Annotated in this window: 19 protein-coding genes; all 19 read left to right on the top strand. The window is 63.0% G+C overall.

Annotated elements, in window-relative coordinates; all coding sequences use genetic code 11:
* Window positions 1-309: 309 nt before the first annotated feature.
* The 19 genes from mraZ (at window position 310) to recN (ending at window position 22,986) form a co-directional block, all read left to right on the top strand.
* On the top strand, window positions 310-807 hold the full coding sequence (gene mraZ, locus AA309_RS21740; RefSeq protein WP_047191126.1) for a division/cell wall cluster transcriptional repressor MraZ: 498 nt from the start codon (window positions 310-312) through the stop codon (window positions 805-807).
* Window positions 804-1,853, top strand: coding sequence for a 16S rRNA (cytosine(1402)-N(4))-methyltransferase RsmH (gene rsmH / locus AA309_RS21735; RefSeq protein WP_047191125.1), 1,050 nt, complete (start codon window positions 804-806; stop codon window positions 1,851-1,853). The genes mraZ and rsmH overlap by 4 nt, the downstream gene beginning before the upstream one ends.
* A complete protein-coding gene (ftsL, locus tag AA309_RS21730) occupies window positions 1,850-2,245 on the top strand; it encodes a cell division protein FtsL (protein WP_047191124.1) in 396 nt (131 codons plus the stop codon). The genes rsmH and ftsL overlap by 4 nt, the downstream gene beginning before the upstream one ends.
* A gap of 5 nt (window positions 2,246-2,250) precedes the next feature.
* Window positions 2,251-4,014 carry a peptidoglycan D,D-transpeptidase FtsI family protein gene (locus AA309_RS21725; RefSeq protein WP_150117680.1) on the top strand — a complete coding sequence of 588 codons (1,764 nt, stop codon included), beginning with the start codon at window positions 2,251-2,253 and terminating at the stop codon, window positions 4,012-4,014.
* A 2-nt stretch (window positions 4,015-4,016) separates the two neighbouring features.
* Complete coding sequence (locus AA309_RS21720; RefSeq protein ID WP_047191123.1) at window positions 4,017-5,483, top strand: UDP-N-acetylmuramoyl-L-alanyl-D-glutamate--2,6-diaminopimelate ligase; 1,467 nt, start codon at window positions 4,017-4,019, stop codon at window positions 5,481-5,483.
* Window positions 5,480-6,910 carry a UDP-N-acetylmuramoylalanyl-D-glutamyl-2,6-diaminopimelate--D-alanyl-D-alanine ligase gene (locus AA309_RS21715; RefSeq protein WP_047191122.1) on the top strand — a complete coding sequence of 477 codons (1,431 nt, stop codon included), beginning with the start codon at window positions 5,480-5,482 and terminating at the stop codon, window positions 6,908-6,910. The genes AA309_RS21720 and AA309_RS21715 overlap by 4 nt, the downstream gene beginning before the upstream one ends.
* A 6-nt stretch (window positions 6,911-6,916) precedes the next feature.
* Window positions 6,917-8,002 (top strand): phospho-N-acetylmuramoyl-pentapeptide-transferase, encoded by a 1,086-nt coding sequence (gene mraY, locus AA309_RS21710; protein WP_047191121.1) that lies wholly within the window; start codon window positions 6,917-6,919, stop codon window positions 8,000-8,002.
* Between the two features lie 6 nt (window positions 8,003-8,008).
* Window positions 8,009-9,400, top strand: a complete 1,392-nt coding sequence (gene murD, locus AA309_RS21705; RefSeq protein ID WP_047191120.1) for a UDP-N-acetylmuramoyl-L-alanine--D-glutamate ligase — start codon at window positions 8,009-8,011, stop codon at window positions 9,398-9,400.
* Window positions 9,401-9,402: 2 nt separating this feature from the next.
* The gene (locus AA309_RS21700) at window positions 9,403-10,545 is read left to right on the top strand and encodes an FtsW/RodA/SpoVE family cell cycle protein (protein ID WP_047191119.1); all 1,143 of its coding nucleotides are present in this window, start codon (window positions 9,403-9,405) and stop codon (window positions 10,543-10,545) included.
* The gene (murG, locus tag AA309_RS21695; RefSeq protein WP_244470442.1) at window positions 10,542-11,663 is read left to right on the top strand and encodes an undecaprenyldiphospho-muramoylpentapeptide beta-N-acetylglucosaminyltransferase; all 1,122 of its coding nucleotides are present in this window, start codon (window positions 10,542-10,544) and stop codon (window positions 11,661-11,663) included. The genes AA309_RS21700 and murG overlap by 4 nt, the downstream gene beginning before the upstream one ends.
* The gene (gene murC, locus AA309_RS21690; RefSeq protein WP_047191117.1) at window positions 11,660-13,075 is read left to right on the top strand and encodes a UDP-N-acetylmuramate--L-alanine ligase; all 1,416 of its coding nucleotides are present in this window, start codon (window positions 11,660-11,662) and stop codon (window positions 13,073-13,075) included. The genes murG and murC overlap by 4 nt, the downstream gene beginning before the upstream one ends.
* Window positions 13,072-13,989 carry a UDP-N-acetylmuramate dehydrogenase gene (murB, locus tag AA309_RS21685; protein ID WP_047191116.1) on the top strand — a complete coding sequence of 306 codons (918 nt, stop codon included), beginning with the start codon at window positions 13,072-13,074 and terminating at the stop codon, window positions 13,987-13,989. Before murC ends, murB begins: the two co-directional genes overlap by 4 nt.
* A 73-nt stretch (window positions 13,990-14,062) precedes the next feature.
* On the top strand, window positions 14,063-14,986 hold the full coding sequence (locus AA309_RS21680) for a D-alanine--D-alanine ligase (protein ID WP_047191115.1): 924 nt from the start codon (window positions 14,063-14,065) through the stop codon (window positions 14,984-14,986).
* Window positions 14,953-15,915, top strand: coding sequence for a cell division protein FtsQ/DivIB (locus tag AA309_RS21675; protein ID WP_047191114.1), 963 nt, complete (start codon window positions 14,953-14,955; stop codon window positions 15,913-15,915). The genes AA309_RS21680 and AA309_RS21675 overlap by 34 nt, the downstream gene beginning before the upstream one ends.
* Entirely contained in the window at window positions 15,912-17,234 is a 1,323-nt protein-coding gene (gene ftsA / locus AA309_RS21670; protein WP_047191113.1) for a cell division protein FtsA, read from the top strand. Before AA309_RS21675 ends, ftsA begins: the two co-directional genes overlap by 4 nt.
* A 102-nt stretch (window positions 17,235-17,336) precedes the next feature.
* A complete protein-coding gene (ftsZ, locus tag AA309_RS21665; RefSeq protein ID WP_047191112.1) occupies window positions 17,337-19,007 on the top strand; it encodes a cell division protein FtsZ in 1,671 nt (556 codons plus the stop codon).
* A 269-nt stretch (window positions 19,008-19,276) separates the two neighbouring features.
* Complete coding sequence (lpxC, locus tag AA309_RS21660) at window positions 19,277-20,221, top strand: UDP-3-O-acyl-N-acetylglucosamine deacetylase (protein ID WP_047191111.1); 945 nt, start codon at window positions 19,277-19,279, stop codon at window positions 20,219-20,221.
* Window positions 20,222-20,400: 179 nt separating this feature from the next.
* Window positions 20,401-21,297, top strand: coding sequence for an outer membrane protein assembly factor BamD (locus tag AA309_RS21655; RefSeq protein ID WP_047191110.1), 897 nt, complete (start codon window positions 20,401-20,403; stop codon window positions 21,295-21,297).
* Between the two features lie 12 nt (window positions 21,298-21,309).
* Window positions 21,310-22,986: a DNA repair protein RecN gene (recN, locus tag AA309_RS21650; RefSeq protein ID WP_047191109.1), complete on the top strand. Its 1,677-nt coding sequence runs from the start codon at window positions 21,310-21,312 to the stop codon at window positions 22,984-22,986.
* Window positions 22,987-23,227 lie beyond the last annotated feature (241 nt).

Below are 23,227 nucleotides of genomic sequence, written 5' to 3'. Positions count from 1 at the left end.
CTTTTCCACAGGCCCCAAACTGCGACAAAGCGGACCAAACCTTTGGTCCGCTTACGATTCATTAACCCTAAATACGTCTCATGGGGGCTGCATGCTGCAAGGCATGCGTCCCACCCTCGTTCCGTTGACGACCATATTATCCCATGTTATCCCAAACCATCCCGTCGACGGTGTCTTCCGAAGGGGACGTTAAGCGCATCACAAGCGCTAACATCCTGCTTCTGAAAGTGGCGTTCTCGCCGGCTGCGGGTGGCAGGCCGACCAGGTCTGCCGGGGGGCTGACAATCGGGAGCTGGCGAGCTGCGGCCAATGAACCGCTTCGTGTCCAATTTCACCAACAAGTTGGATTCGAAGGGTCGCGTCTCGATCCCCGCATCCTTCCGGGCCGTGCTGGCCAGGGATGGGTTCGAGGGTCTCTACGTTCATCCCGCGCTCGATGCGCAGGCCTTGGACGCAGGTGGCAACACGCTTCTGAACGAGATCGATGCGTTCTTGTCGACGCTGTCGCCCTATTCGGACGAACGGGATCAGCTGTCGACCGCATTGTTTGGGACCAGCGAAATTCTAAAAGTCGATCCGGAGGGGCGTGTCATCCTGACGGACTCAGTGAAAGTACATGCCGGGATTGGCGATACCGTGACGTTCGTCGGACTCGGTCACAAGTTCCAGATTTGGGAGCCCGAGCGTTTCCGTGCGCACTTGGAGGAGGCGCGCACGAAGGTCAGAGACCTGAAGAAGGCGCTGGGAACCCGGGTTGTGGAGCCACGTATGGTGCAGAACACCTCACCAGGAGTGCGGGAGCAATGATGGGACGCGGCGACGGCCCAGGAGCCGGAGCCGCTGGCGGACCGACCCGTCACGTTCCTGTGCTCCTGGCGGAGGTGTGCGATGCGCTCGATGTGAAGCGCGGCGGTCTCTACATCGACGGCACGTTCGGCGCGGGCGGATATACGCGCGCAATTCTCGATGCTCATCCTCAAAACAAAGTGATTGCCATCGACCGCGATCCCGATGCGATTGCGGGCGGTGCTGCGCTGACCGCGAAATTCAAGAAGCGCCTCATGCTCGTGCCGGGGCGCTTCGGCGATCTCGACGCGATTGCACGTGCTCAAGGATTCGAAGCCGTCGATGGTGTCGTTCTCGATATCGGCGTCTCGTCCATGCAGCTCGATCAGGCCGAGCGCGGTTTCTCGTTCCGCAATGATGGCCCGCTCGACATGCGCATGGAGCAGGAGGGCCCGAGCGCTGCCGACATCGTCAATGAATCCTCCGAGACCGAGCTCGCCGACATCTTCTATCATTACGGCGAGGAGCGCCGTGCCCGGGCGGTTGCTCGCGCCATTATCGAGGCTCGTCGTCGGGAGCCATTCCAGACGACGCGTCAGCTTGCCGATCTTGTCGCCTCGCTGATCCGTCAGGAGCCGGGCGGCATTCATCCGGCAACTCGCGTGTTCCAGGGGCTTCGTATCGCGGTCAATGACGAGCTGGGTGAACTGGTGCGCGCGCTGCACGCCGCCGAGCGCATTCTGAAGCCTGGCGGGCGGCTCGTGGTCGTCACCTTCCACTCGCTCGAAGACCGCATCGTGAAGCAGTTCTTCGCGGCGCGCACCGGACGCATGCCGAGCGGCTCACGCCACATGCCGACCATGGCTGCGCCTGAGCCGACATTCGAGGCGGTGACGAAGGGCCCGGTTGGTCCGAGCGAGCAGGAAATGGCACGGAACCCGCGCGCGCGCTCGGCGAAGCTGCGAGCTGGTTCACGGACGAGCGAGCCGCCGCAGGAACCGCTCAGCGCCATCACCATGTTGGCCGAACTGCCGCAGACAGCGGAGAAAAGGGGAGGGCGGCGATGACCAAGCTGCTCCATTTCGTCGCGATCTCCGCCCTCATCGCTTCGGCGGGCTATGCCTATTCGATCAAGTACGACACGCTCTACTATGCCGAGCAGGTGGCGAAGCTGAAATCCAAGGTGCAGCGCGAGCGCGAAGCCATCGCCGTGCTGCAGGCTGAGTGGCAATATCTCGACCGCCCGGATCGCCTTCAGGCCGCTGCCGATCAGCATCTCGATCTTCATGCCCTGAAGATCCAGCAACTGGCGCGTCTGTCCGATCTGCCGAACCGTCCGACGCGCGAGGATGAGATCGGCCGCAAACTCGAAGCGCTTGGCCTGCTCGAACCGACGGCAACGCCGAAGGACAAGAGCAACGAAGCCCGTACCCCATCGACCCGAACCCCGAACCGGTAAGCCCCGTGTTGCACGAGCCTCAACTCGAACTGAAGGCTAAGAGCCCTCCACCCAAGACAGGCATTCTCTCGTATGCGCGAGAGCTGTTCCGGTTGCGTCTCGACAAGAGCACGTCCCGTGTGGGCTTGGCCGCCTTCTGTTTCGTCGGTCTGTTCAGTGTGATTGGGGGGCGTCTCGTTCAGCTCGCCGTGACCAGCGAGAACACGAGCGAGGTGCGGCGCGCGGCTTCTTCGGAAATCTCCGCAGCTCGTCCCGATATCGTGGACCGCAATGGAGAAATCCTCGCCACCGATGTGAAGATGGTCTCCGTCTTCGCGGAGCCACGCAACATCATCGACAAGGATGAGGCGGTGGAGTTGCTCACCGCCGTTCTGCCCGATCTCGATGCCACGGAGCTGCGCAACAAGCTCAACACCAAGAAGGGCTTCGTCTGGGTCAAGCGCGAGATCACGCCGCGCCAGCAGGCCGAGGTGCACCGACTCGGCATTCCGGGTGTGGGGTTCCTGCCTGAGAACAAGCGTGTCTATCCGAATGCCGAGGCTGCTGCTCACGTGCTGGGCTTTGCCAACGTGGACAACGTGGGCATCGCTGGCATCGAGAAATACATCGACAGCATGGGCCTGCAGGATCTCAACGGTGCAGGCTTCAACATCTCCGCCGCCGATCTGAAGCCCGTTCAGCTCTCGCTCGATCTGCGCGTGCAGCATGCTCTGCGTGACGAGCTTGCGAAGGGCATGGCGAAGTTCAAGGCGAAGGCCACTGCCGGCGCTGTCCTGGACGTGAACACCGGCGAGGTAATCGCCCTTGTCTCGCTGCCCGACTACGATCCCAACAACCCCGTGGACGCGCTCGACAAGGACCGGATCAACCGCATCAATGTCGGCGTGTTCGAGATGGGCTCGACCTTCAAGGCGCTCACCGTGGCGATGGCGCTCGATTCCGGAAAATACAACATCAACTCGACCTTCGATGCCCGGTCCGGTCTGCGCTATGGAAAGTTCACCATCGGCGACTATCACCCCACGCGCCGCATTCTGACGACACCGGAAGTGTTCGTTCACTCGTCCAATATCGGGACGGCGCGCATGGCGCTCGGCATCGGCGTCGAGGGCCACAAAACCTTCCTGCGCAAGATGGGCCAGCTGTCCCGCCTCGAAACGGAGCTGCCTGAAAACGCCTTGCCGATCATTCCGCCCCGCTGGGGCGAGCTCAACACCATGACCATCGCCTTCGGCCACGGCCTTGCCGTCGCGCCGCTCCAAGCACTCATGGCCGTCGGAGCACTGGTCAATGGCGGCGTGATGATCAAGCCGACCTTTTTGAAACGCACTGAGGCCGAGGCGCGGCAGAATGCGTTGCAGGTACTCAAGCCTGAGACAAGCGAGGCCATGCGCTATGTGATGCGCCTCAACGCCTCGACCCCGGAAGGCTCGGCGGGGTCGGCGTCAATCGCGGGCTTCTTCGTCGGCGGCAAGACCGGCACGGCGGAGAAGGTGATCAACGGCCGCTATGCCAAGAACAAGAACTTCACTACGTTCACGGCGGTTGTCCCTGCGGACAAGCCGAAATACGTGTTCCTGACCATTATGGACGAGCCGCAGGCGGTCGAGGGCACCTACGGCTTCTCGACCGCCGGCTGGAATGCGGGTCCCGTGACAGGAAACATCATCGAACGCGTCGCGCCGCTCTTGGGAGTTCCTCCCCGGTTCGAGCCGCCGGTACAGCCTTTCCCACTCATGTCGCGCCTCAACGCATGGGGCATCCGGTAATCATGACGAACTCCATTCAATTGAGCGATCTGCTTCCGGAGGCCAAGGGCTTTCCGGAAGCACACTTGTCTGTGACGGGCATCGCCTCCGACAGCCGCAGAGTCGGGCCCGGCAGCGTGTTTTTCGCCGTGCCAGGCACGAAGGTGGACGGCATGAGCTTCGTGACGCAGGCAGTGACCGCTGGCGCGGTTGCCATCGTGGGAGAGGCGGAGCGTCCTTCCGCCTTGGCTGCCAACGTAGCGTATATTCGCGTGCGCGATGTGCGGGAGGCTCTCTCGCTCGCAGCATCCCGGTTCTATCCGCAGCAGCCGGAGAAGGTGGTTGCTGTCACAGGCACAAGCGGCAAGAGCTCCGTGGCCGATTTCACGCGCCAGCTCTTCGCGTCGCTCGGTTACAAATCGGCAAGCCTCGGCACGCTCGGCGTGATCACGTCGGATGGCGCGGCCTATGGCTCGCTCACGACGCCTGATCCGATCTCTCTGCATCAGACGCTCGACAAGCTCGCGAAGGATGGCGTGGTTCGTCTGGCAATGGAGGCCTCTTCCCACGGAATCGATCAGCGCCGCCTCGACGGTGTTCGCCTGAGCGCTGCGGGCTTCACCAATCTCGGTCGCGACCACCTCGATTATCACAACACGACCGAGGCTTATGCCGCCGCGAAGCTGCGCCTGTTCGACACGCTTCTGCCTGCCGATGCTCCTGCCATCATCAATGCCGATGGGCCTTACGCGGATGTGTTCCAGCATGGTGTGCGCAATCGCGGTCTGACGATGCTGACCACCGGAAGCATGGGCGAGACGTTGCGTCTCGTCGAAGCGCGTCCGGAAGGCTTCAGACAGACTCTGACCATTGAAGCGTTCGGCAAAGAGTTCGAAACGACCCTGCCGCTTCTCGGTGCCTTCCAGGTCGAGAATGCGCTCGTCGCCGCCGGTCTCGTGCTCTCTGTGGAAGGCGGGGGCAGGGCGGACGAAGTCTTCGAGGGCTTCAAGACGCTGAAAGGTGTCTCGGGCCGGCTCGAGCAGGTGGGCGAGGTCGATGGTGCGATCTGCATCGTCGATTACGCGCACAAGCCCGATGCACTGGCCCATGTGCTCGATGCCCTGCGCCCCTTCACCAAAGGTCGTCTCGTCTGCATCGTCGGTTGCGGCGGAGATCGCGACAAGGGCAAGCGTCCACTCATGGGCCGCATCGCCGCCGATAAGGCGGATATTGTCATCGTCACGGACGATAATCCTCGCTCCGAAGACCCAGCCGCGATCCGTGCCGAGGTGTTGAAAGGGGCTCCCGGTGCCCGCGAGATCGGAGACCGGGCTTTGGCCATCCGCACCGCCGTGAAAGAGCTCCAACCGGGCGATATTCTGGTCGTGGCCGGCAAAGGCCATGAAACGGGCCAAATCATCGGCGACCGGACCCTGCCGTTCTCGGATCATGACGAGGTCCGGGCGGCTATTGCGGAGAGGCAGGGATGAGTTCACCTTTGTGGAGCTTGGATGAGATCGTAGCCGCCACCGGCGCCCGTATCGGCCGCGGCTTTGACAAGGCGACCGGCGCCTCCATCGACACGCGCACGCTGGAGCCCGGCGATCTCTATTTCGCCATCAAGGGCGATGTGCATGACGGTCATGATTTCGTGCCGGGCGCTCTCGAGAAGGGTGCTGCGGGCGCTGTCGTGTCCGAGGAAAAAGCTCCTGCCTTCGCATCCGACAGGCTCATCGTCGTGCCTGACGTTCTCGAAGCCATGCGCCAGTTGGGTCGTGCGGCACGCAAGCGCACGGATGCGAAGATCGTCGCGATCACGGGATCTGTCGGCAAAACCGGCACGAAGGAAGCCATGCGCCTTGCGCTCTCCCGTCAGGGCGCGACACACGCGTCAGTCGCCTCCTACAACAACCATTGGGGCGTTCCGCTCACCCTCTCCCGTATGCCGCGCGGGACCGAATTCGGCGTGTTCGAGATCGGCATGAACCATGCCCACGAAATCCTGCCGCTCACCGCGATGGTTCGCCCGCATGTGGCCGTGATCACCACCATCGAGCCGGTGCATATCGAATTCTTTCCTTCGCTCTGGGGCATCGCGGATGCCAAGGGCGAGATCTTCTCTGGCCTGGAGCCCGGCGGCACGGCGGTGATCAACCGCGACAGCCCATATTTCGAGCGCATGAAGGCGCACGCGCTCGCGTCCGCCGCAGGCCGTGTAATCTCCTTCGGGGAGCAGGAGGCTGCCGATATCCGCGCCGAGCGGATCGTCGTAAAACCCGACCAGTCGCTCGTCGAGGCCCGCGTCTTCGGCCAGCTTCTGAGCTACAGGATCGGCACGGCGGGACGGCATATCGCCCTCAATTCCTTGAGCGTGCTTGCCGCATGCCATGCGCTCGGCGTGGATCTGGCGCAGGTTGCGGTTTCCTTTGCCGATCTGAAGCCCCCCGTGGGGCGCGGCGAGCGCACGATGCTCTCCATCGACGGAGACGAGGCGCTGCTCATTGACGAGAGCTACAATGCGAATCCAGCCTCCATGCGGGCAGCGCTTGCCAATCTGGGCGCGATGGAACTTAACGGCCAAGCTCGGCGTCTAGCTGTGCTGGGCGACATGAAGGAGCTGGGCGAGAAGGGTCCCGCCCTTCACGAGGGACTCGCAGAGGCGATCGAAGCCAACAACATCGATCTTGTTTTCGCGGCAGGGCCTTTGATGAAGAATCTCGTCGACCGCCTGCCGGAGGCGAAGGTTGCGGCGCATGCTGGGACCTCCGCCGAGCTCATCGATGTGGTCTGCGCTGCAATCCGTCCCGGCGATGCGGTGACCGTCAAGGGATCGCTCAGCATGAAGATGGCTTTGGTCGTCAAGGCTCTGAAAGAACGTTACGGCGCGAGCCCAACGGCGAACGCGCTGAAAGGATAAACACGAATGTTGACCTGGTTGGCTGAGCTCAGCCCCTACTTCAGCCCTCTTAATATCTTCCGCTACATCACGTTCCGCACCGGGGGCGCGACGGCGACAGCCATGCTCTTCGTGTTCCTGTTTGGGCCGTCGATCATCTCGTTGCTGCGCGTACGCCAGGGCAAGGGGCAGCCGATCCGTGAGGATGGACCGCAATCGCACCTTCTCACGAAGCGCGGCACGCCGACCATGGGCGGCCTGATGATCATGGCGGGCGTGCTGGTTTCGACGCTGCTCTGGGCCAATCTCGAAAACCATTATGTCTGGATCGTGCTGTTCGTGACCGTCGGCTTCGGTGCCATCGGCTTTTACGACGATTACCTGAAAGTCACGAAGCAGTCGCATAAGGGTTTCTCGGGCAAATCGCGTCTTGCCATCGAGGCGATCATCGCGGCTGTCGCCTGCGTTGCCATTTCCTACATGGCAACGCCCGGTCTTGCGAACAAACTGGCGCTGCCGTTCTCGAAGGAACTGCTCTTCAATCTGGGTTGGTTCTACATCGTCTTCGCGGGCTTCGTGATCGTCGGCGCAGGCAATGCGGTGAACATCACGGATGGTCTCGATGGTCTTGCCATCGTGCCGGTCATGATCGCGGCAGGCACCTTTGGCTTTATTGCGTACCTCGCCGGTAATGCCGTCTTCGCCAATTACCTGCAGATCCACTTCGTGCCCGGCACCGGCGAGCTTGCCGTGATCTGCGGCGCGTTAATTGGCGCCGGCATAGGCTTCCTCTGGTTCAATGCGCCTCCGGCGCAGATCTTCATGGGCGACACGGGTTCGCTCGCACTCGGTGGCCTTCTCGGCACCATTGCGGTGGCAACGAAGCACGAGGTCGTGCTCGCCATCGTCGGCGGTCTCTTCGTGCTGGAGATCATGTCCGTGATCATCCAGGTGGCCTCGTTCAAGCTCACGGGCAAGCGCGTCTTCAAGATGGCGCCGATTCACCATCACTTCGAGCAGCTGGGCTGGACCGAGCCTCAGGTGGTGATCCGCTTCTGGATCATCGCCGTGGTGCTCGCCCTCGTCGGCCTCTCGACCCTCAAGTTGCGGTAAATTCTGATGACGCCCGTCACGACCTTCTCCGGCAAAACAGTCGCCCTCTTCGGCCTTGGCGGATCGGGCCTCGTGACGGCGCTCGCCTTGAAAGAGGGTGGGGCGCACGTCGTGGCTTGCGACGATAATCCCGCAAAGATGACCGAAGCTGCCGCCAAGGGTATCGGGACGGGCGATCTGCGCCAGCTCGATTGGTCGAAAGTGTCGGCGCTTATCCTCTCGCCCGGCGTTCCCCTGACGCATCCGGAACCGCACTGGTCGGCAAAGCTAGCGAACGAGGCGGGCGTCGAGATCATCGGTGATATCGAGCTCTTCTGCCGCGAGCGTGCGAGGATTGCGCCGGACGCACCCTTCGTCGCCATCACCGGGACCAACGGCAAGTCCACGACGACCGCGCTCATTGCGCATATCCTGCGCGAGGCAGGCCGCGACGTGCAGATGGGCGGCAATATCGGAACCGCGATCCTCTCGCTTGAGCCGCCCTCCGACAGCCGCATCCACGTGATCGAGTGCTCCTCGTTCCAGATCGACCTTGCGCCGTCGTTAGCGCCCACGGTCGGCGTTCACCTCAACTTGTCGCCGGATCACATCGACCGGCATGGGACGATGGAGAGCTACGCGGCGATCAAGGAGCGGCTGGTGGCGAAGGCCCAGCAGGCGGTCATCGGAATTGATGATGGTTTGAGCCGTGCGATTGCGGACACCTGCACTGCAAAAGGCGTGAAAGTGACACGCATCTCCATCGAGCCAATGGGTGCAGAAGGTTTCTTTGCTGACGGTACCACCCTGGTTCAAGTCACTCCGTCTGATGCGGTCGCTGTGGCTGATCTGGCGGGCATCGGTTCACTGCGTGGCTCTCACAATGCCCAGAATGCAGCAGCGGCCGTTGCTGTCGCCGTGGCGCTCGGTGTCTCCGGCGAGAAGATCAGGTCTGGTCTTTATACGTTCCCCGGTCTTCCTCACCGCATGGAAGAGGTCGGGCGTATTCGTTCGACGCTCTTCATCAACGACTCCAAGGCCACCAACGCCGACTCCACGGAGAAGGCACTCAAGTCCTTCGACAACATCCTCTGGATTCTCGGCGGCAAGCCGAAGGAAGGCGGCATCGAGCCTCTGAAAGAATACTTCCCGAAGATCCGCAAGGCCTATCTGATCGGCGCGGCCACGGAAGAGTTCGCAAAGACGCTTGGGAACGGTGTCCCTTATGTCCGCTCCGGCACGCTCGACAATGCCGTTCAGCAGGCGGCAGCCGATGCGGCGGCGATGAATGGACCCTCGGTTGTTCTCCTGTCGCCTGCCTGCGCATCCTACGATCAGTTTCCGAATTACGAAGTGCGCGGAAATCATTTTCGCGAGCTAGTCCGGGCATTGCCGGGTGTTGAAGCCAAGGGGGCTTGAAGATGGTGTCGCGCGCGGAACGCTCGGCTTTCAGCGATTGGTGGTGGACCGTCGACCGGCTGCTGCTGGCGGCGCTTGCAATTCTCATGCTCGCAGGTCTCGTCTTTCTCATGGCGGGCGGCCCGCCCGTCGCGGAACGCCTGGGGCTCTCGACCTTCCACTTCGTGAACCGTCAGGTGCTATTCCTGATTCCGGCGCTTCTCATCATGCTGCCGGTCTCGTTCCTGTCCCTGCGCCACATCCGTCGCCTGGCGCTGCTGGTCTATCTCGGTGGCATGGTGTTGATCGGGCTCGCCTTCCAGTTCGGGCCTGAGATCAAAGGTGCGCATCGCTGGGTCCTGATCGGCCCGCTCGGTATCCAGCCCTCCGAATTCGTGAAGCCGGCTTTCGTCGTTCTTGCCGCCTGGGCCTTCTCCGAGGGTGCGCGGCGCAAGGATATGCCGGGCGCGCTCCTCGCGCTGATGCTCCTGCCGGCTACGATCATCCCGCTCATCCTGCAGCCCGATTTTGGCCAGACCATGCTCGTCACCATCGTATGGTGCGGTCTTTTCTTCGTCGCGGGCCTGCACTGGTTCTGGGTGATGGGCCTTGGTGGTGCGGGTCTTGTCGGCATCGTCGCGGCCTACGAATTCCTGCCGCACGTGCGCGCCCGTTTCGAGCGCTTCCTCGACAAGGATTCGGGGGACACGTTCCAGGTGGATACGGCGATGGAATCCTTCTCGCGCGGCGGTTGGCTTGGGCGCGGTCCCGGCGAGGGAACGGTGAAGCGCATCCTTCCCGATGCGCATACCGACTTCATCTTCGCCGTGACGGCGGAAGAGTTCGGCATCATCGTGTGCCTCGGTCTGCTTGTGCTCTTCGCCTTCATCGTGCTGCGCGGCCTGATGCTCGCCAAGAGAAACGAGGACACCTTCTGCCGTCTCGCCGCCACGGGCCTCGTCCTCATGTTCGGATTGCAGGCCGCCATCAACATGATGGTGAATGTGCACCTCATGCCCGCCAAGGGCATGACGCTCCCGTTCATCTCCTATGGCGGCTCCTCGCTGCTGTCGCTGGCGCTCGGGATGGGCTTCCTCATCGCGCTCACCCGCCGCCGCCCACGCGCCGAAATGATGGAGCAGTTCAATCAGGAATGGCAGCGGTGAAAAATAAGCCTCTCGTCCTTCTCACCGCCGGCGGCACCGGTGGCCATCTCTTCCCAGCGGAAGCCCTCGCCAACGTGCTGAAGGCTTCCGACTGCCGCGTGGTGCTTGCCACCGACAAGCGCGCGAATGCCTATGCAGGCTCGTTCCCGGCGGACGAGATCATCGAGATCCCGTCCGCCACGCCCTCAGGCCGTTCCGTACCGCAGATTGCGAAGGCCGCGCTGCTGCTTGCTCAAGGGACGCTGAAAGCCATGGGCACCATTCGCAAACTGAAGCCGGATGCGGTTGTCGGCTTCGGCGGCTATCCTACCGTGCCGCCAGTCGTTGCCGCATCGCTCCTCAAAGTGCCGACGGTGATCCACGAGGCCAATGGCGTGATGGGCCGCGCAAACCGGCTGCTCGCGCGTCGCGCCACGGTGATCGCGACTGGCTTTGCCAATATCAAGGGCATCCCGGAGAATGTACCGGGCCAGGTGATCCAGACTGGTAATCCTATCCGTCCGGCGGTGCTGAAAGCCTCTCAGCAGGCTTACTCCACGCTTGAGCCGAGCGGAAAGATGCGCCTCCTCGTCGTGGGGGGCAGCCAGGGCGCGCGCGTGATGAGCGATGTCGTTCCGCCGGCCATCGAGTTGCTGCCGCCGGAACTGCGCGCTCGCGTCACCATCACCCAGCAGGCGAGGGGAGAGGACCTGGAGCGGGTGCGCGCGCATTACCAGCGTCTGGGCGTGGAGTTCGAGGCCGAGCCCTTCTTCAAGGACCTGCCGAAGCGACTGGGTGACGCGCATCTCGTCATCTCCCGCTCCGGTGCCTCGACAGTCGCGGAGCTTGCGGTGATCGGTCGCCCCTCGATCCTCGTGCCACTGCCGGGTTCGCTCGATCAGGACCAGGCCGCCAACGCCAAAACCCTTGGCGATCTCCGCGCTGCCATCGTTTGCCCACAAACGGAATTCACCCCTGAGCGCTTGGCGAACGAGATTCGTTCCTATTTTCAAGAGCCTGACCGCTTGACCAAAGCCGCTGCCGCTGCACATAGCGCCAGGATCACGGATGCGGCCGAGCGTCTGGCTCACGCTGTCCTCAACCTGATACCTTCTAACAAGAACGGAATGCCTTCATGAAACTGCCGCCGAAGCTAGGTCCCATTCACTTCATCGGTATCGGCGGCATCGGCATGTCGGGCATCGCCGAAGTCATGCATAATCTGGGCTACACGGTTCAGGGCTCGGACGCTGCCGACAACTACAACGTCAAGCGCCTCGCCGACAAAGGCATCAAGACCTTCATCGGTCACAAGGCCGAGAACGTAGAGAATGCCGAGATCGTCGTGGTTTCCACCGCGATCAAGCGAGACAACCCGGAGCTGATCGTCGCCCGCGAGAAACGCCTGCCCGTCGTGCGCCGCGCGGAAATGCTCGCTGAGCTCATGCGCTTCAAGTCCTGCGTCGCAGTCGCTGGTACGCACGGCAAGACCACGACGACATCGCTCGTCGCGACTCTGCTCGATGCGGGCGGCCTTGACCCGACAGTGATCAACGGCGGTATCATCAACGCCTATGGCACCAATGCCCGCATGGGCGATGGCCAGTGGATGGTGGTGGAGGCGGACGAATCCGACGGCACCTTCCTCAAGCTGCCGGCGGACGTTGCCATCGTCACGAACATCGATGCCGAGCACCTCGATCATTTCGGCACCTACGATGCGATCAAGGACGCCTTCCGCTCCTTCATCGACTCGATCCCGTTCTACGGTTTCGCGGTGATGTGCATCGATCATCCGACCGTGCAGGACCTCGTCGGTCGCATTGAGGATCGGCGCATTATCACTTATGGCGAAAACCCGCAGGCTGATGTCCGCTTGATGGACGTGGACTCGCGCGGCGGTCAGAACCGCTTCCGCGTGATGATCCGTGACCGTCGCCCAGGCTTCCGTCTCGAACTCGAAGATCTCGTTCTGCCGATGCCCGGCGCGCACAATGCGCTCAATGCCACGGCAGCCATCGCCGTTGCGCATGAGCTCGGTGTCTCGCCTGATGCGATCCGCAAGGCGCTCGCAGGCTTTGGCGGCGTGAAGCGGCGCTTCACGCGCACGGGCGAGTGGAACGGGATCACCGTGTTCGACGATTACGGCCACCATCCCATCGAGATCGCCGCGGTGCTCAAAGCCGCGCGCGCATCGACGGAGGGCCAGGTGATCGCCGTGGTGCAGCCGCACCGCTATTCGCGCTTGTCGTCCCTGTTCGATCAGTTCTGCACCTGCTTCAACGATGCGGATGCGGTGATCGTCGCGCCAGTTTATGCCGCGGGCGAGCAGCCGATCCCGGGAGCTGATCGCGACAGCCTCGTCTCCGGCCTCAAGGCGCGCGGCCATCGTAGCGTGATGGCACTCGAAAAAGCGGAAGACCTTGCGGGTCTCATCAAGGGTGTGGCGAAGCCGGGCGACTACGTGATCTGCCTTGGCGCCGGCAACATCACGCAGTGGGCTTATGCGCTGCCGGGTGAACTCGAAGTGCTGGGCGAGAAGGCGGCGTGATGTTCGCTGACATCACTCCCGACCTGAAGGCCACGATGCCGGAGCTGCGCGGCAAGCTGGAGGCGAATGCGCCGACAGCGCCGCTCTCGTGGTTTCGCACCGGCGGTCCGGCGCAGGTGCTGTTCACACCGGTCGATACGGACGATCTCGCTTACTTCCTGCAGCATCTCGATCGGCAGATCCCGGTACTCGTCGTGGGTCTCGGCTCCAACCTGCTCATCCGCGATGGCGGCTGGGAAGGTGTCGTAATCCGTTTAGGAAAGGGCTTCTCGGAAGTCTCCGTCGAGGCAGGGCTTCGCGTGCGTGCAGGCGCAGGTGCTCCTGACGTGAAGGTAGCGCGTGCGGCAGCCGAAGCCGGCATCGCCGGTCTCTCATTTCTGCGGGGCATTCCAGGCGCCATCGGCGGCGCACTTCGCATGAACGGCGGTGCCTATGGCGGCGAAACGATGGATGTTCTCGTCGAGGCCAAAGGCCTGACCCGCGCCGGGGAAATCGTGACGTTCACCAATGCGCAGATGGGTTTCACCTATCGCCATTCGAGCGTGCCTGACGATGTGATCTTCACGGAAGCTCTCTTCGAGGGCCGTCCCGGCAATCCGGATGAGATTCTGGCGGAGATGAATGCCATCACCGAGGCGCGTTCTTCGACGCAGCCGGTCAACACCCGCACGGGCGGCTCCACCTTCAAGAACCCTCCGGGCGGCAAGGCCTGGGAACTGGTCGACGCCGCCGGATGTCGGGGCTTAAGGATCGGGGATGCCCAGGTCTCCGAGATGCACTGCAACTTCCTCATCAACCACGGCTCGGCCTCGGCAGCCGACATCGAAGCCCTAGGTGAGGAAGTGCGCCGCCGGGTTCGCGAGATGTCGGGCATCGAGCTCGAATGGGAAATCAAGCGGGTCGGTCGCGCGTAACGCGTAACCCCGAATCACTTTGTTAACGCCCGGCTGCTTCACTGAACGCCGGTTGCAGCTCGAGGAGCATGTCATGGCCAAGCACGTTGCCATTCTCTACGGCGGTTGGTCCGCGGAGCGCGAAGTGAGCCTGGCCTCTGGCCGGGCCTGCTGCAAGGCATTGGAAGAGCAGGGGTACAAGGTCACTCCCATCGACGTGCAGCCCGATATCGCCACCGTTCTTCAGGCCGTTGCGCCGGATGTGGTGTTTAATGCCCTTCACGGCCGCGTCGGCGAGGACGGCACCATCCAGGGTCTCCTGGAGGTGTTGAGGATTCCCTATACCCATTCCGGCGTCCTGGCCTCGGCGCTCGCCATGCAGAAGGACAAGGCCAAGGTCATCATGGCCGCCGCCGGCGTGCCAGTGCCGAAGGGTATGGTCGTTAACAGATTGGAGGCGGCGAAAAGCCACGTCCTGCCCGCTCCCTATGTGGTCAAGCCGGTGAACGAGGGCTCCTCAGTGGGCGTCATCATCGTCCGTGAAGACCGCACTCACCCGCCTCAGGAACTGCTTCGGGAAGACTGGGCGTTCGGCGATCAAGTCCTTGTCGAATCATATGTTGCGGGTCGTGAACTCACCTGCGCGGTCATGGGTGCCAAGGCCCTGGGAGTCATCGATATCCGCCCCGCCACTGGGGTCTTCTACGACTACGATGCAAAGTATGTGAAGGGCGGGTCCATTCACGTCCTGCCGGCAGAAATTAAACCGAATATTTACCAAAAGGTCCAAGAGTTGGCGTTAACGGCGCATCAAGCGCTCGGCTGCAGGGGAATCAGCCGCGCCGACTTACGGTACGACGACACACCCGGAGGAACCGGGGAACTCGTGGTCCTGGAGGTCAACACGCAACCCGGCATGACCGAGACGAGCTTGGTGCCAGAACTGGCAGCCCACGCGGGCTATTCGTTTGGCGAGCTTGTGCAATGGATGGTGGAGGACGCTACCTGCAATCGATGACGGCCTATCAGGCCGGCGTTGTTGCGACGCGCGCTGCCTCTGACAGGCAGCCTCCCCGAATCAAAAAGGTTTTCGGCTCCTCGAAGAGCGTCCGGCGGCGGTCCGCGGGCGTTCCTATCGAGAAGCGTATCCCGCGTTATCTCGGCACCTGGCTCACTCTCGGCTTCTTCTCCGGAGTTGTGACCTTCGGTCTCTGGCAGGGTGGCCATCTCGACACTTTCATCCGCGAGAACGGCCAGCCGCATCACGCCCTGGCGCGCGCGCTTGGCCTCGGTCTCGAGCAGGTCACGATTTCCGGCATCGCGCAGATGCGCGAAACCGAGGTGCTGACTGCAGCGGGCCTTAATTCCAAGCTGTCGCTGGTCTTCCTCGACGTGAACACGCTGCGTGAGCGTCTCGAGCATGTGCCTATGATCGAGAGCGCCACTGTGCGCAAGCTCTATCCGAACGAGCTCGTGATCACGCTCACCGAACGCGAGCCCTATGCGATCTGGCAGAACAACGGCGAGCTGTTCATTATTGCCGCCGATGGCACCGTCATCGACCTGATGCAGGACGAGCGCTTCGTCGATCTGCCCTTCGTGGTGGGCGAGAACGCCAATATCCGCAGCAAGGAATATCTGGCGCTTCTCGAAGCTGCTGGTCCTCTGAAGGCCCGCATCCGCGCGGGCACGCTCGTGTCGGGCCGCCGTTGGACGCTGAAGATGGACAACGGCATGGACGTGCGCCTGCCTGAGCAGGGCGCAGCCGATGCGCTGGCCCGTCTCGTGAAGCTCGAGAACGAACAGAAGATTTTGGAAAAAGACGTGCTCGCGATCGATCTGCGTATGGCTGATCGCGTCGTGGTTCGTCTCACGGAGGAGGCGGCTCTGGCCCGCGCCGAGTCGCTCAAGAAGAAACCGATGCGCGGCAAGGGGGTCGAAACATGAGTCTCTCCGGTCACGGACTAACGCCGCGTCTCAAGCCTTTGTCTGCGCGCAAGAGCGCCATTCTCTCGGTCCTCGACATCGGAACGAGCAAGGTGGTCTGCGTCGTGGCGGAGCTGAAGCCGTCCGATGAAGTGGAGTCCCTGCGCAGCCGCACCCATGTGGCGCGCATCCTCGGCATCGGCCATCAGCGCTCCGCTGGCTTGAAGAGTGGTGTCGTTGTCGATCTGGAAGCGGCGGAAAGCGCGATCCGCCAGGCTGTTCACGCAGCCGAGCGGATGGCGAAGGTCGAGATCCAGTCGGTGATCGTGAGCCTCACCGGCGGCCGTCTCGCCTCCGAGCATTTCGAGGCGCATGTACCCGTGCGCGGCGCTGTGAGCAACGGAGACGTTCACCGTGTGCTCGATGCGGCATCCTCTTACGATCTGCGCCGGGGCAGGGCGGTTCTGCATGCGCTGCCCACAGGCTTCTCGCTCGATGCGCAAAATCACATCGTGGATCCCGCCGGCATGATCGGCGAGCAGCTCGGTGTCGATCTGCACGTGGTCACCACGGAAGCAGCGGCCGCGCGCAACCTCATGCTCGCGGTCGAGCGCTGCCACCTTGGTGTCGAGGCGGTGATCGCCTCTCCCTACGCTTCGGGCCTCTCGGCTCTGGTCGATGATGAAGCCGACATGGGCTGCGCCGTCGTCGACATGGGAGCGGGCACCACGAGCGTGGGCATCTTCTCCAACGGGCATCTCGTGCACACGGATGCCATCGCCGTCGGTGGTCATCACGTGACCATGGACATCGCGCGCGGTCTCACGACCCGCGTCTCCGCTGCCGAGCGGCTCAAGACACTCTACGGCTCCGCAATCACCTCAAGCGCGGATGACCGGGACATGATCGCGGTGCCGCAGGTCGATGAGGACGAACGTGACGTTCCGAACCATCTGCCGAAGTCGCACCTCGTTCGCATCATCAAGCCGCGGGTCGAGGAGATCCTCGAACTCGTGCGCGATCGCCTGAAAAGCGCGGGCTTCGCCGCCCAGGCCGGACGGCGCGTCGTGCTGACGGGTGGCGCAAGCCAACTTGTCGGGCTGCCGGAAACGGCACGCCGCATTCTGCAGGGCCAGGTTCGTGTCGGGCGTCCGCTCGGCATCAAGGGTCTGCCTGAGGCGGCAAAGGGCCCTGCCTTTTCGGCGGTGGTCGGCCTCCTGGTTTATCCCCAGGTGGCGCACATCGAGTATTTCGAGCCGCGCTCGAGCGGCTTGTTTCAGAGTACGGGAACTGACGGCTACTTCTCGCGGGTGGGCCGATGGATTCGCGATAGTTTTTAAATGCGTAACGCGGTGACGCGGCGGGTCATCGCGGGAGTTCAAGTCAACCAGGGTAAGCGTCGGCCAAACGCTGTCAGTTAAAAGGCCAAAGAGGCACAGGTCATGGCAATCAATCACACTCCGGACATCCGGGAACTCAAGCCGCACATCACTGTCTTCGGTGTCGGTGGCGCCGGCGGCAACGCCGTGAACAACATGATCGAGTCGGGTCTGGAGGGCGTCGAGTTCGTGGTGTCGAACACCGACGCACAGGCGCTTGCCTCCTCCAAGGCTCCGCGCGTGATCCAGATGGGCATTCAGGTCACCGAGGGTCTCGGCGCAGGCTCGCAGCCGGAAGTCGGCCGCGCTGCCGCTGAAGAGGTGATCGACGAGATCCGCGATCAGCTCGCCGGTTCCCACATGGTGTTCATCACCGCCGGCATGGGCGGCGGCACCGGCACGGGCGCTGCTCCGGTCGTGGCTCGCGCTGCCCGCGAACTCGGTATACTGACGGTCGGTGTCGTCACGAAGCCGTTCCAGTTCGAGGGTGTGCGTCGCATGCGTCTGGCTGAGGCCGGCATCGCCGAACTGCAGCAGGCGGTCGATACCCTCATCGTCATCCCGAACCAGAACCTCTTCCGTGTCGCCACCGAGAAGACCACTTTCGCGGACGCCTTCGCGATGGCTGATCAGGTTCTCTACTCGGGCGTCGCCTGCATTACCGACCTGATGGTGAAGGAAGGCCTCATCAACCTCGACTTCGCCGACGTGCGCTCCGTCATGCGCGGCATGGGCAAGGCCATGATGGGCACAGGCGAGGCTTCCGGCGAGAAGCGCGCGATCCGCGCCGCCGAGGCGGCCATTGCCAACCCTCTCCTCGACGATGTGTCGATGAAGGGCGCTCGCGGCCTGCTGATCTCGATCACCGGCGGCAATGATCTCACCCTCTACGAACTCGACGAAGCAGCCACCCGCATCCGCGAGGAAGTGGATCAGGATGCCAACATCATCCTGGGCGCCACCTTCGACGAGAGCCTGGAAGGCATCATCCGGGTCTCCGTGGTGGCCACCGGAATCGATCAGGCAGTCATGGAGAATGGCGGCGATCTCTCTGCCACCGAGCAGCGGATCTCCGAGGTGGCCGAGCGTCTGCGCGCCGAAGCCCGGGCCCGCGCCACGCAGACCCAGGCCACACCCACCTTTCGCGCCACCGCCCAGGCCGAACCGGTGAAGGCGGCTCCGATCCTGACCGAATCCGCGTCCGGCCTGACCCCGGTTCCGGCTGCTGTGGCTCCCCAGGCCATGGAAACGGTTCCCCAGCCGGTGATCCGGGACGACGTGGTTCTCACACCGGCCCAGCCCAAGCCTTCCATGACTTATGAGCCGGCTCCCCAGCAGCCGGTCTATGAAGAGCCGGCGATGCAGGAGTCCTTCATTCCGCCGCAGGCCGAACGCGCCATGCGTCCGGCCCGGATGCCGCGAATCGATGAGCTGCCGATCCCGGCTCAGAATCAGATCCGCGCCAGCCGTGGCGAGGTCGACCCGGTCCAGGAGCATAAGCCGTCTCTGATCCAGCGTCTGGCCACCATGGGCTTCGGCCGCCGCGAGGAGCCTCAGCACGCTCCTGTGGAGCAGGCACCCCGCCAGGAGGCCCCACGCCAGCAGATGTCGCCGGTGCATGCCGAGTATGCCCGTCGTCCGGCTCCGCAGGCTCAGCGCCCGGCTCCCGCCCAGAGGGGCATGGAGGACGATCAGCTGGAGATTCCGGCCTTTCTCCGTCGCCAAGCCAACTGAGCCTGTCAGAACTGTTACAGAGCGAGGCCCCAGCCGCATGTGCGGCTGGGGCCTTCTTGCATAAAGCCGTTTATTAACAAAGGTTTAAGAATTGCCGAGTTTGTAACAGATCGTAAAAAAGCGTGATTTGGCCTAGCCTAAGCCGGAGACTATGTTGCCCATGTCGAAAGGGCCGGTTCCATTTCGATCCCGCCCGTTGAAGTAGTTTACAGCGAACGCATCGCGCAGCGGTTCTTTCAAGCGGCGATCATGTTCGAGGTTCAAAGATAATGAAGCAAAGCCATCAAACCACGCTCCGCGCCGCCGTAACGCTCGTAGGTATCGGCGTCCATTCCGGGGATGAGGTGAAGATGATCCTCCACCCGGCGGAGGTGAACCATGGCATTGCTTTCCTGCGCACCGGCCTGCCGGGCGGCCTCGACCGTCTCATCGATGCCCGTCACCTCGCGGTGACCGCGACCGAGCTCTGCACCGTGATCGGTGATCGCGAGAGCGGGGCAGTGGCCACCATCGAGCATCTGATGGCTGCTCTGACGGGCCTCGGCATCGACAACGTCCTCGTCGAGATCGATGGGCCGGAAGTGCCGATCCTCGACGGCAGCTCTGCTCCCTTCATCGATGCGATCGACCAGGTCGGCATTGCCGTTCAGAACGCAACCCGCCGTTATCTCAAGGTTCTCAGGCCCGTTCGCGTGACCCAGGGCAAGGCTTTCGCCGAGCTTCTCCCGAACGAGCGCGCCTTCCGCCTGGACGTCGAGATCGATTTCCCCACTCCGGTAATCGGCCGCCAGCGCAAGGCTGTGGACCTTTCGCCTTCCGTGTTCCGCCGCGACATTTCCCGCGCCCGCACCTTCGGCTTCATGCGCGACGTGGAGAAGCTCTGGAGTGCTGGCTTTGCCCTCGGAGCCTCTCTCGAGAACACGGTCGCCATTGGCGATGACGGCATCATGAACCCCGAAGGCCTGCGCTACAGCGACGAGTTCGTGCGCCACAAGCTGCTCGACGCGGTTGGCGATCTGTCGCTCGCCGGTTTGCCGCTGCTCGGCACCTACCGCTCTTATTGCGGAGGCCACCGCCTGAACTTCTCCGTGCTCGAAGCGCTGTTCTCAAGCCGCTCGAACTACGCCATCGTGGATGCCGTTCCGCGTCGCGAGACGGGCTATGCGGAGGTCGGCAGCGCGGCAATGACGGCTTTCGCTCCCGAAATCCATTAAGACTTTTCTTGTAAAGATACATCGAGCGCCTATTGGCCGCATGGTTTCGGGCGGCTTTGCCCTATCCAACTGGGTAAAGCCTCCCGGATGGGGTTGGCTCTTGCCCCCCGTATAGGTTAAAGAACCTCGGTGCATCGTTAAAAAATCACCGAGCACGGATTTTGGAGGACCGCGAAGCCATGTCTTTCGCGAAGGTTTACTTGAGCTTGAGAACCGCTGCCGGGCGCGCGCTGCTGGTTGGCGCCTGCGGTCTGGCGCTCGCCGGCTGCAATTCCCTGTCGTCGCTCAATCCCTTTGACAAGAGCGAAACCTATAAGCCGGAGATCGTCGCCGACGTTCCGGCCGAAGAGATCTACAACGACGGTCTCGCCCGGATCCAGAAGCGGGATTTCGGAGGCGCGGCCAAGAAGTTCAACAGCCTCGACCGCCAGTATCCCTATTCCGAGTGGGCGCGCAAAGGGCTGATCATGGAAGCCTACGCCAATTACGAGGGCGGCCTGTACGAGGAGGCGATCACCGCTTCCAAGCGCTATCTGCAGCAGCATCCGAGCACCGCGGATGCGGCCTATGCCCAGTATCTGCTGGCGTCGTCCTATTACGATCAAATTCCGGATATCACCCGTGATCAGGCTGCCTCCGAACGCGCCATCGCCGCGCTGCAGGACCTGATCCAGCGTTATCCGCGCTCCGAATATGCAGCGGACGCGAAGAAGAAGCTCCAGGTTGCGGGCGACCAGCTCGCCGGCAAGGAGATGGAGGTCGGCCGCTTCTACCTGCAGAAGCGCAACTACTCCGGCGCCATCAACCGCTTCCGTACCGTGGTTTCGCGTTACCAGACGACTCGCCACACGGAAGAGGCGCTTGAGCGTCTCACCGAAGCCTATATGGCTATGGGCATCGTCAGCGAGGCGCAGACTGCTGCCGCTGTTCTCGGCCACAATTTCCCTGACAGTCCTTGGTACAAGGACGCCTATGCCCTGCTGACCAAGGGCGGTGTTGAGCCGCGCGAGGACTCCCAGTCCTGGATCAGCAAGGCGTTCCGTGGCGTTCCCCAGGTCGGTCAGCGGGCGGGGTAAGCCTCACATTCCATGCTGATCCAGCTGGCGATACGCGACATCGTCCTCATCGACAGGCTTGAGCTTCATTTCCATGAGGGGCTCTCTGTCCTCACGGGTGAAACGGGCGCGGGCAAGTCCATCCTGCTCGACGCCTTTGCCCTGGCTCTCGGCGGGCGCGGTGACGGAAGCCTCGTCCGTCATGGCGAGTCTCAAGGGCAGGTCACGGCTGTCTTCGATTGCGCGATGGACCATCCGGCTCGCTGCATCGCTCGCGAGGCGGATATCGACGTGGATGGCGATTTGATCCTGCGCCGCGTCCAGGTCGCGGACGGGCGCACCCGCGCCTTCGTCAACGATCAGCCCGTGAGCGTTCAGGTGCTCAAGGCCATCGGGTCGGCCCTGGTCGAAATCCACGGCCAGCACGACGACCGCGCTCTCGTCGATCCTGTCAGCCACCGCACCATTCTCGACGCCTTCGGCGGCCTCTCCGATGAGGTCCAGGCCGTGGCGGAGGCTGCGCGCCGGGTGCGGGAGGCCCGTGCGGCCCTCCAGGAGCACCGCAGGCGTATCGAGAAGGCCCGCAAGGAGGTCGATTTCCTGCGCCACGCCGTGGAAGAGCTGACCACGCTCAATCCTCAAGGAGGCGAGGAGGAGACACTGGCCGAGCGCCGGGTCGTGATGATGCAATCCGAGAAGGTGGCCCAAGACCTCAACGAGGCCTATGAGGCTGTCGCGGGTAAGGCATCGCCTGTTCCCGAACTCTCGGCTGCTGTGCGCAAGCTGGAGCGCCGCAGCGCCCAGGCGCCGGCCCTCGTGGAGCCCAGCGTCAAAGCCCTCGATGCCGCGCTCGTCGCCATCGACGAGGCTCGTGCGGCTCTCGAAGAGGCCATCCGCGCCACCGAATACGATCCCCGCGAGTTGGAACAGACCGAGGAGCGTCTCTTCGCGCTGCGCGCCGCAGCCCGCAAATATGACGTACCCGCCGACGAACTCGCGGCCCTCCGCCAGCGGTTCGAGAGCGATGTGGCCGCCATTGATGCGGGTGAGGAGCATCTCGCGGGCCTTGAGGTCGCTTTGAAGGAAGCAGACCTGGCTTACCTTGCTGCCGCGAAGAAACTGTCGGCAGGCCGCAAGAAGGCTGCTCAGGCACTCGATGCCGCCGTGCAGGCCGAGCTGCCGCCCCTGAAGCTGGAACGCGCCCGTTTCATCACGGAAATCCAGACCGATGAAGACAGCCGCGATCCCGCAGGCTTCGAGCGGGTGGAGTTCTGGGCTCAGACCAACCCCGGCACCCGCCCGGGCCCGCTCATGAAGGTGGCGTCGGGCGGTGAGCTTTCCCGCTTCATGCTGGCTCTCAAGGTCATTCTGGCGGACAAAGGCTCGGCTCCAACCCTCGTTTTCGACGAAATCGATACCGGCGTCGGTGGTGCCGTGGCGGATGCCATCGGCCAGCGTCTTGCGCGTCTGGCAAAGGGTGTCCAGGTCATGGCCGTGACGCATGCTCCGCAGGTAGCCGCCCGGGCCGAAAGCCACTTCCTCATCGCCAAGGAAGGCGTGAACGGGGCGGAGGATCGTGTTGCAACCCGGGTCATTCCATTGGAGGCTGCGCCCCGCCGCGAGGAAATCGCCCGTATGCTTGCCGGCGCGACGATCACCGAGGAAGCGCGTGCTGCGGCTGCCCGCCTGCTGGAAGCGGCAGCGCATTAGGCATTGTCCTTCCGATGTCGTTCTGAATGGCGTAAATCGGGCTCCTCTCGCGTCATGGCCGTGCCCGGACTTGATCCCGGGATCAGTCGCGGGGATCCCCCGTCTGTTCGCATCGCCGATGAACCCTCCGCGTCATCCCCGGCCTTGTGCCGGGGATCCCCGTCTTGGACACGCAGCGCTTCCCAAGATGGGGATGCCTGCAACGAGTGCGGGCCTGACGCGGGGCCATGGCGGCGGCAGC

Source organism: Microvirga vignae (assembly GCF_001017175.1).
GTDB lineage: Bacteria > Pseudomonadota > Alphaproteobacteria > Rhizobiales > Beijerinckiaceae > Microvirga > Microvirga vignae.
This window is presented reverse-complemented; position numbering and strand designations above follow the sequence as displayed.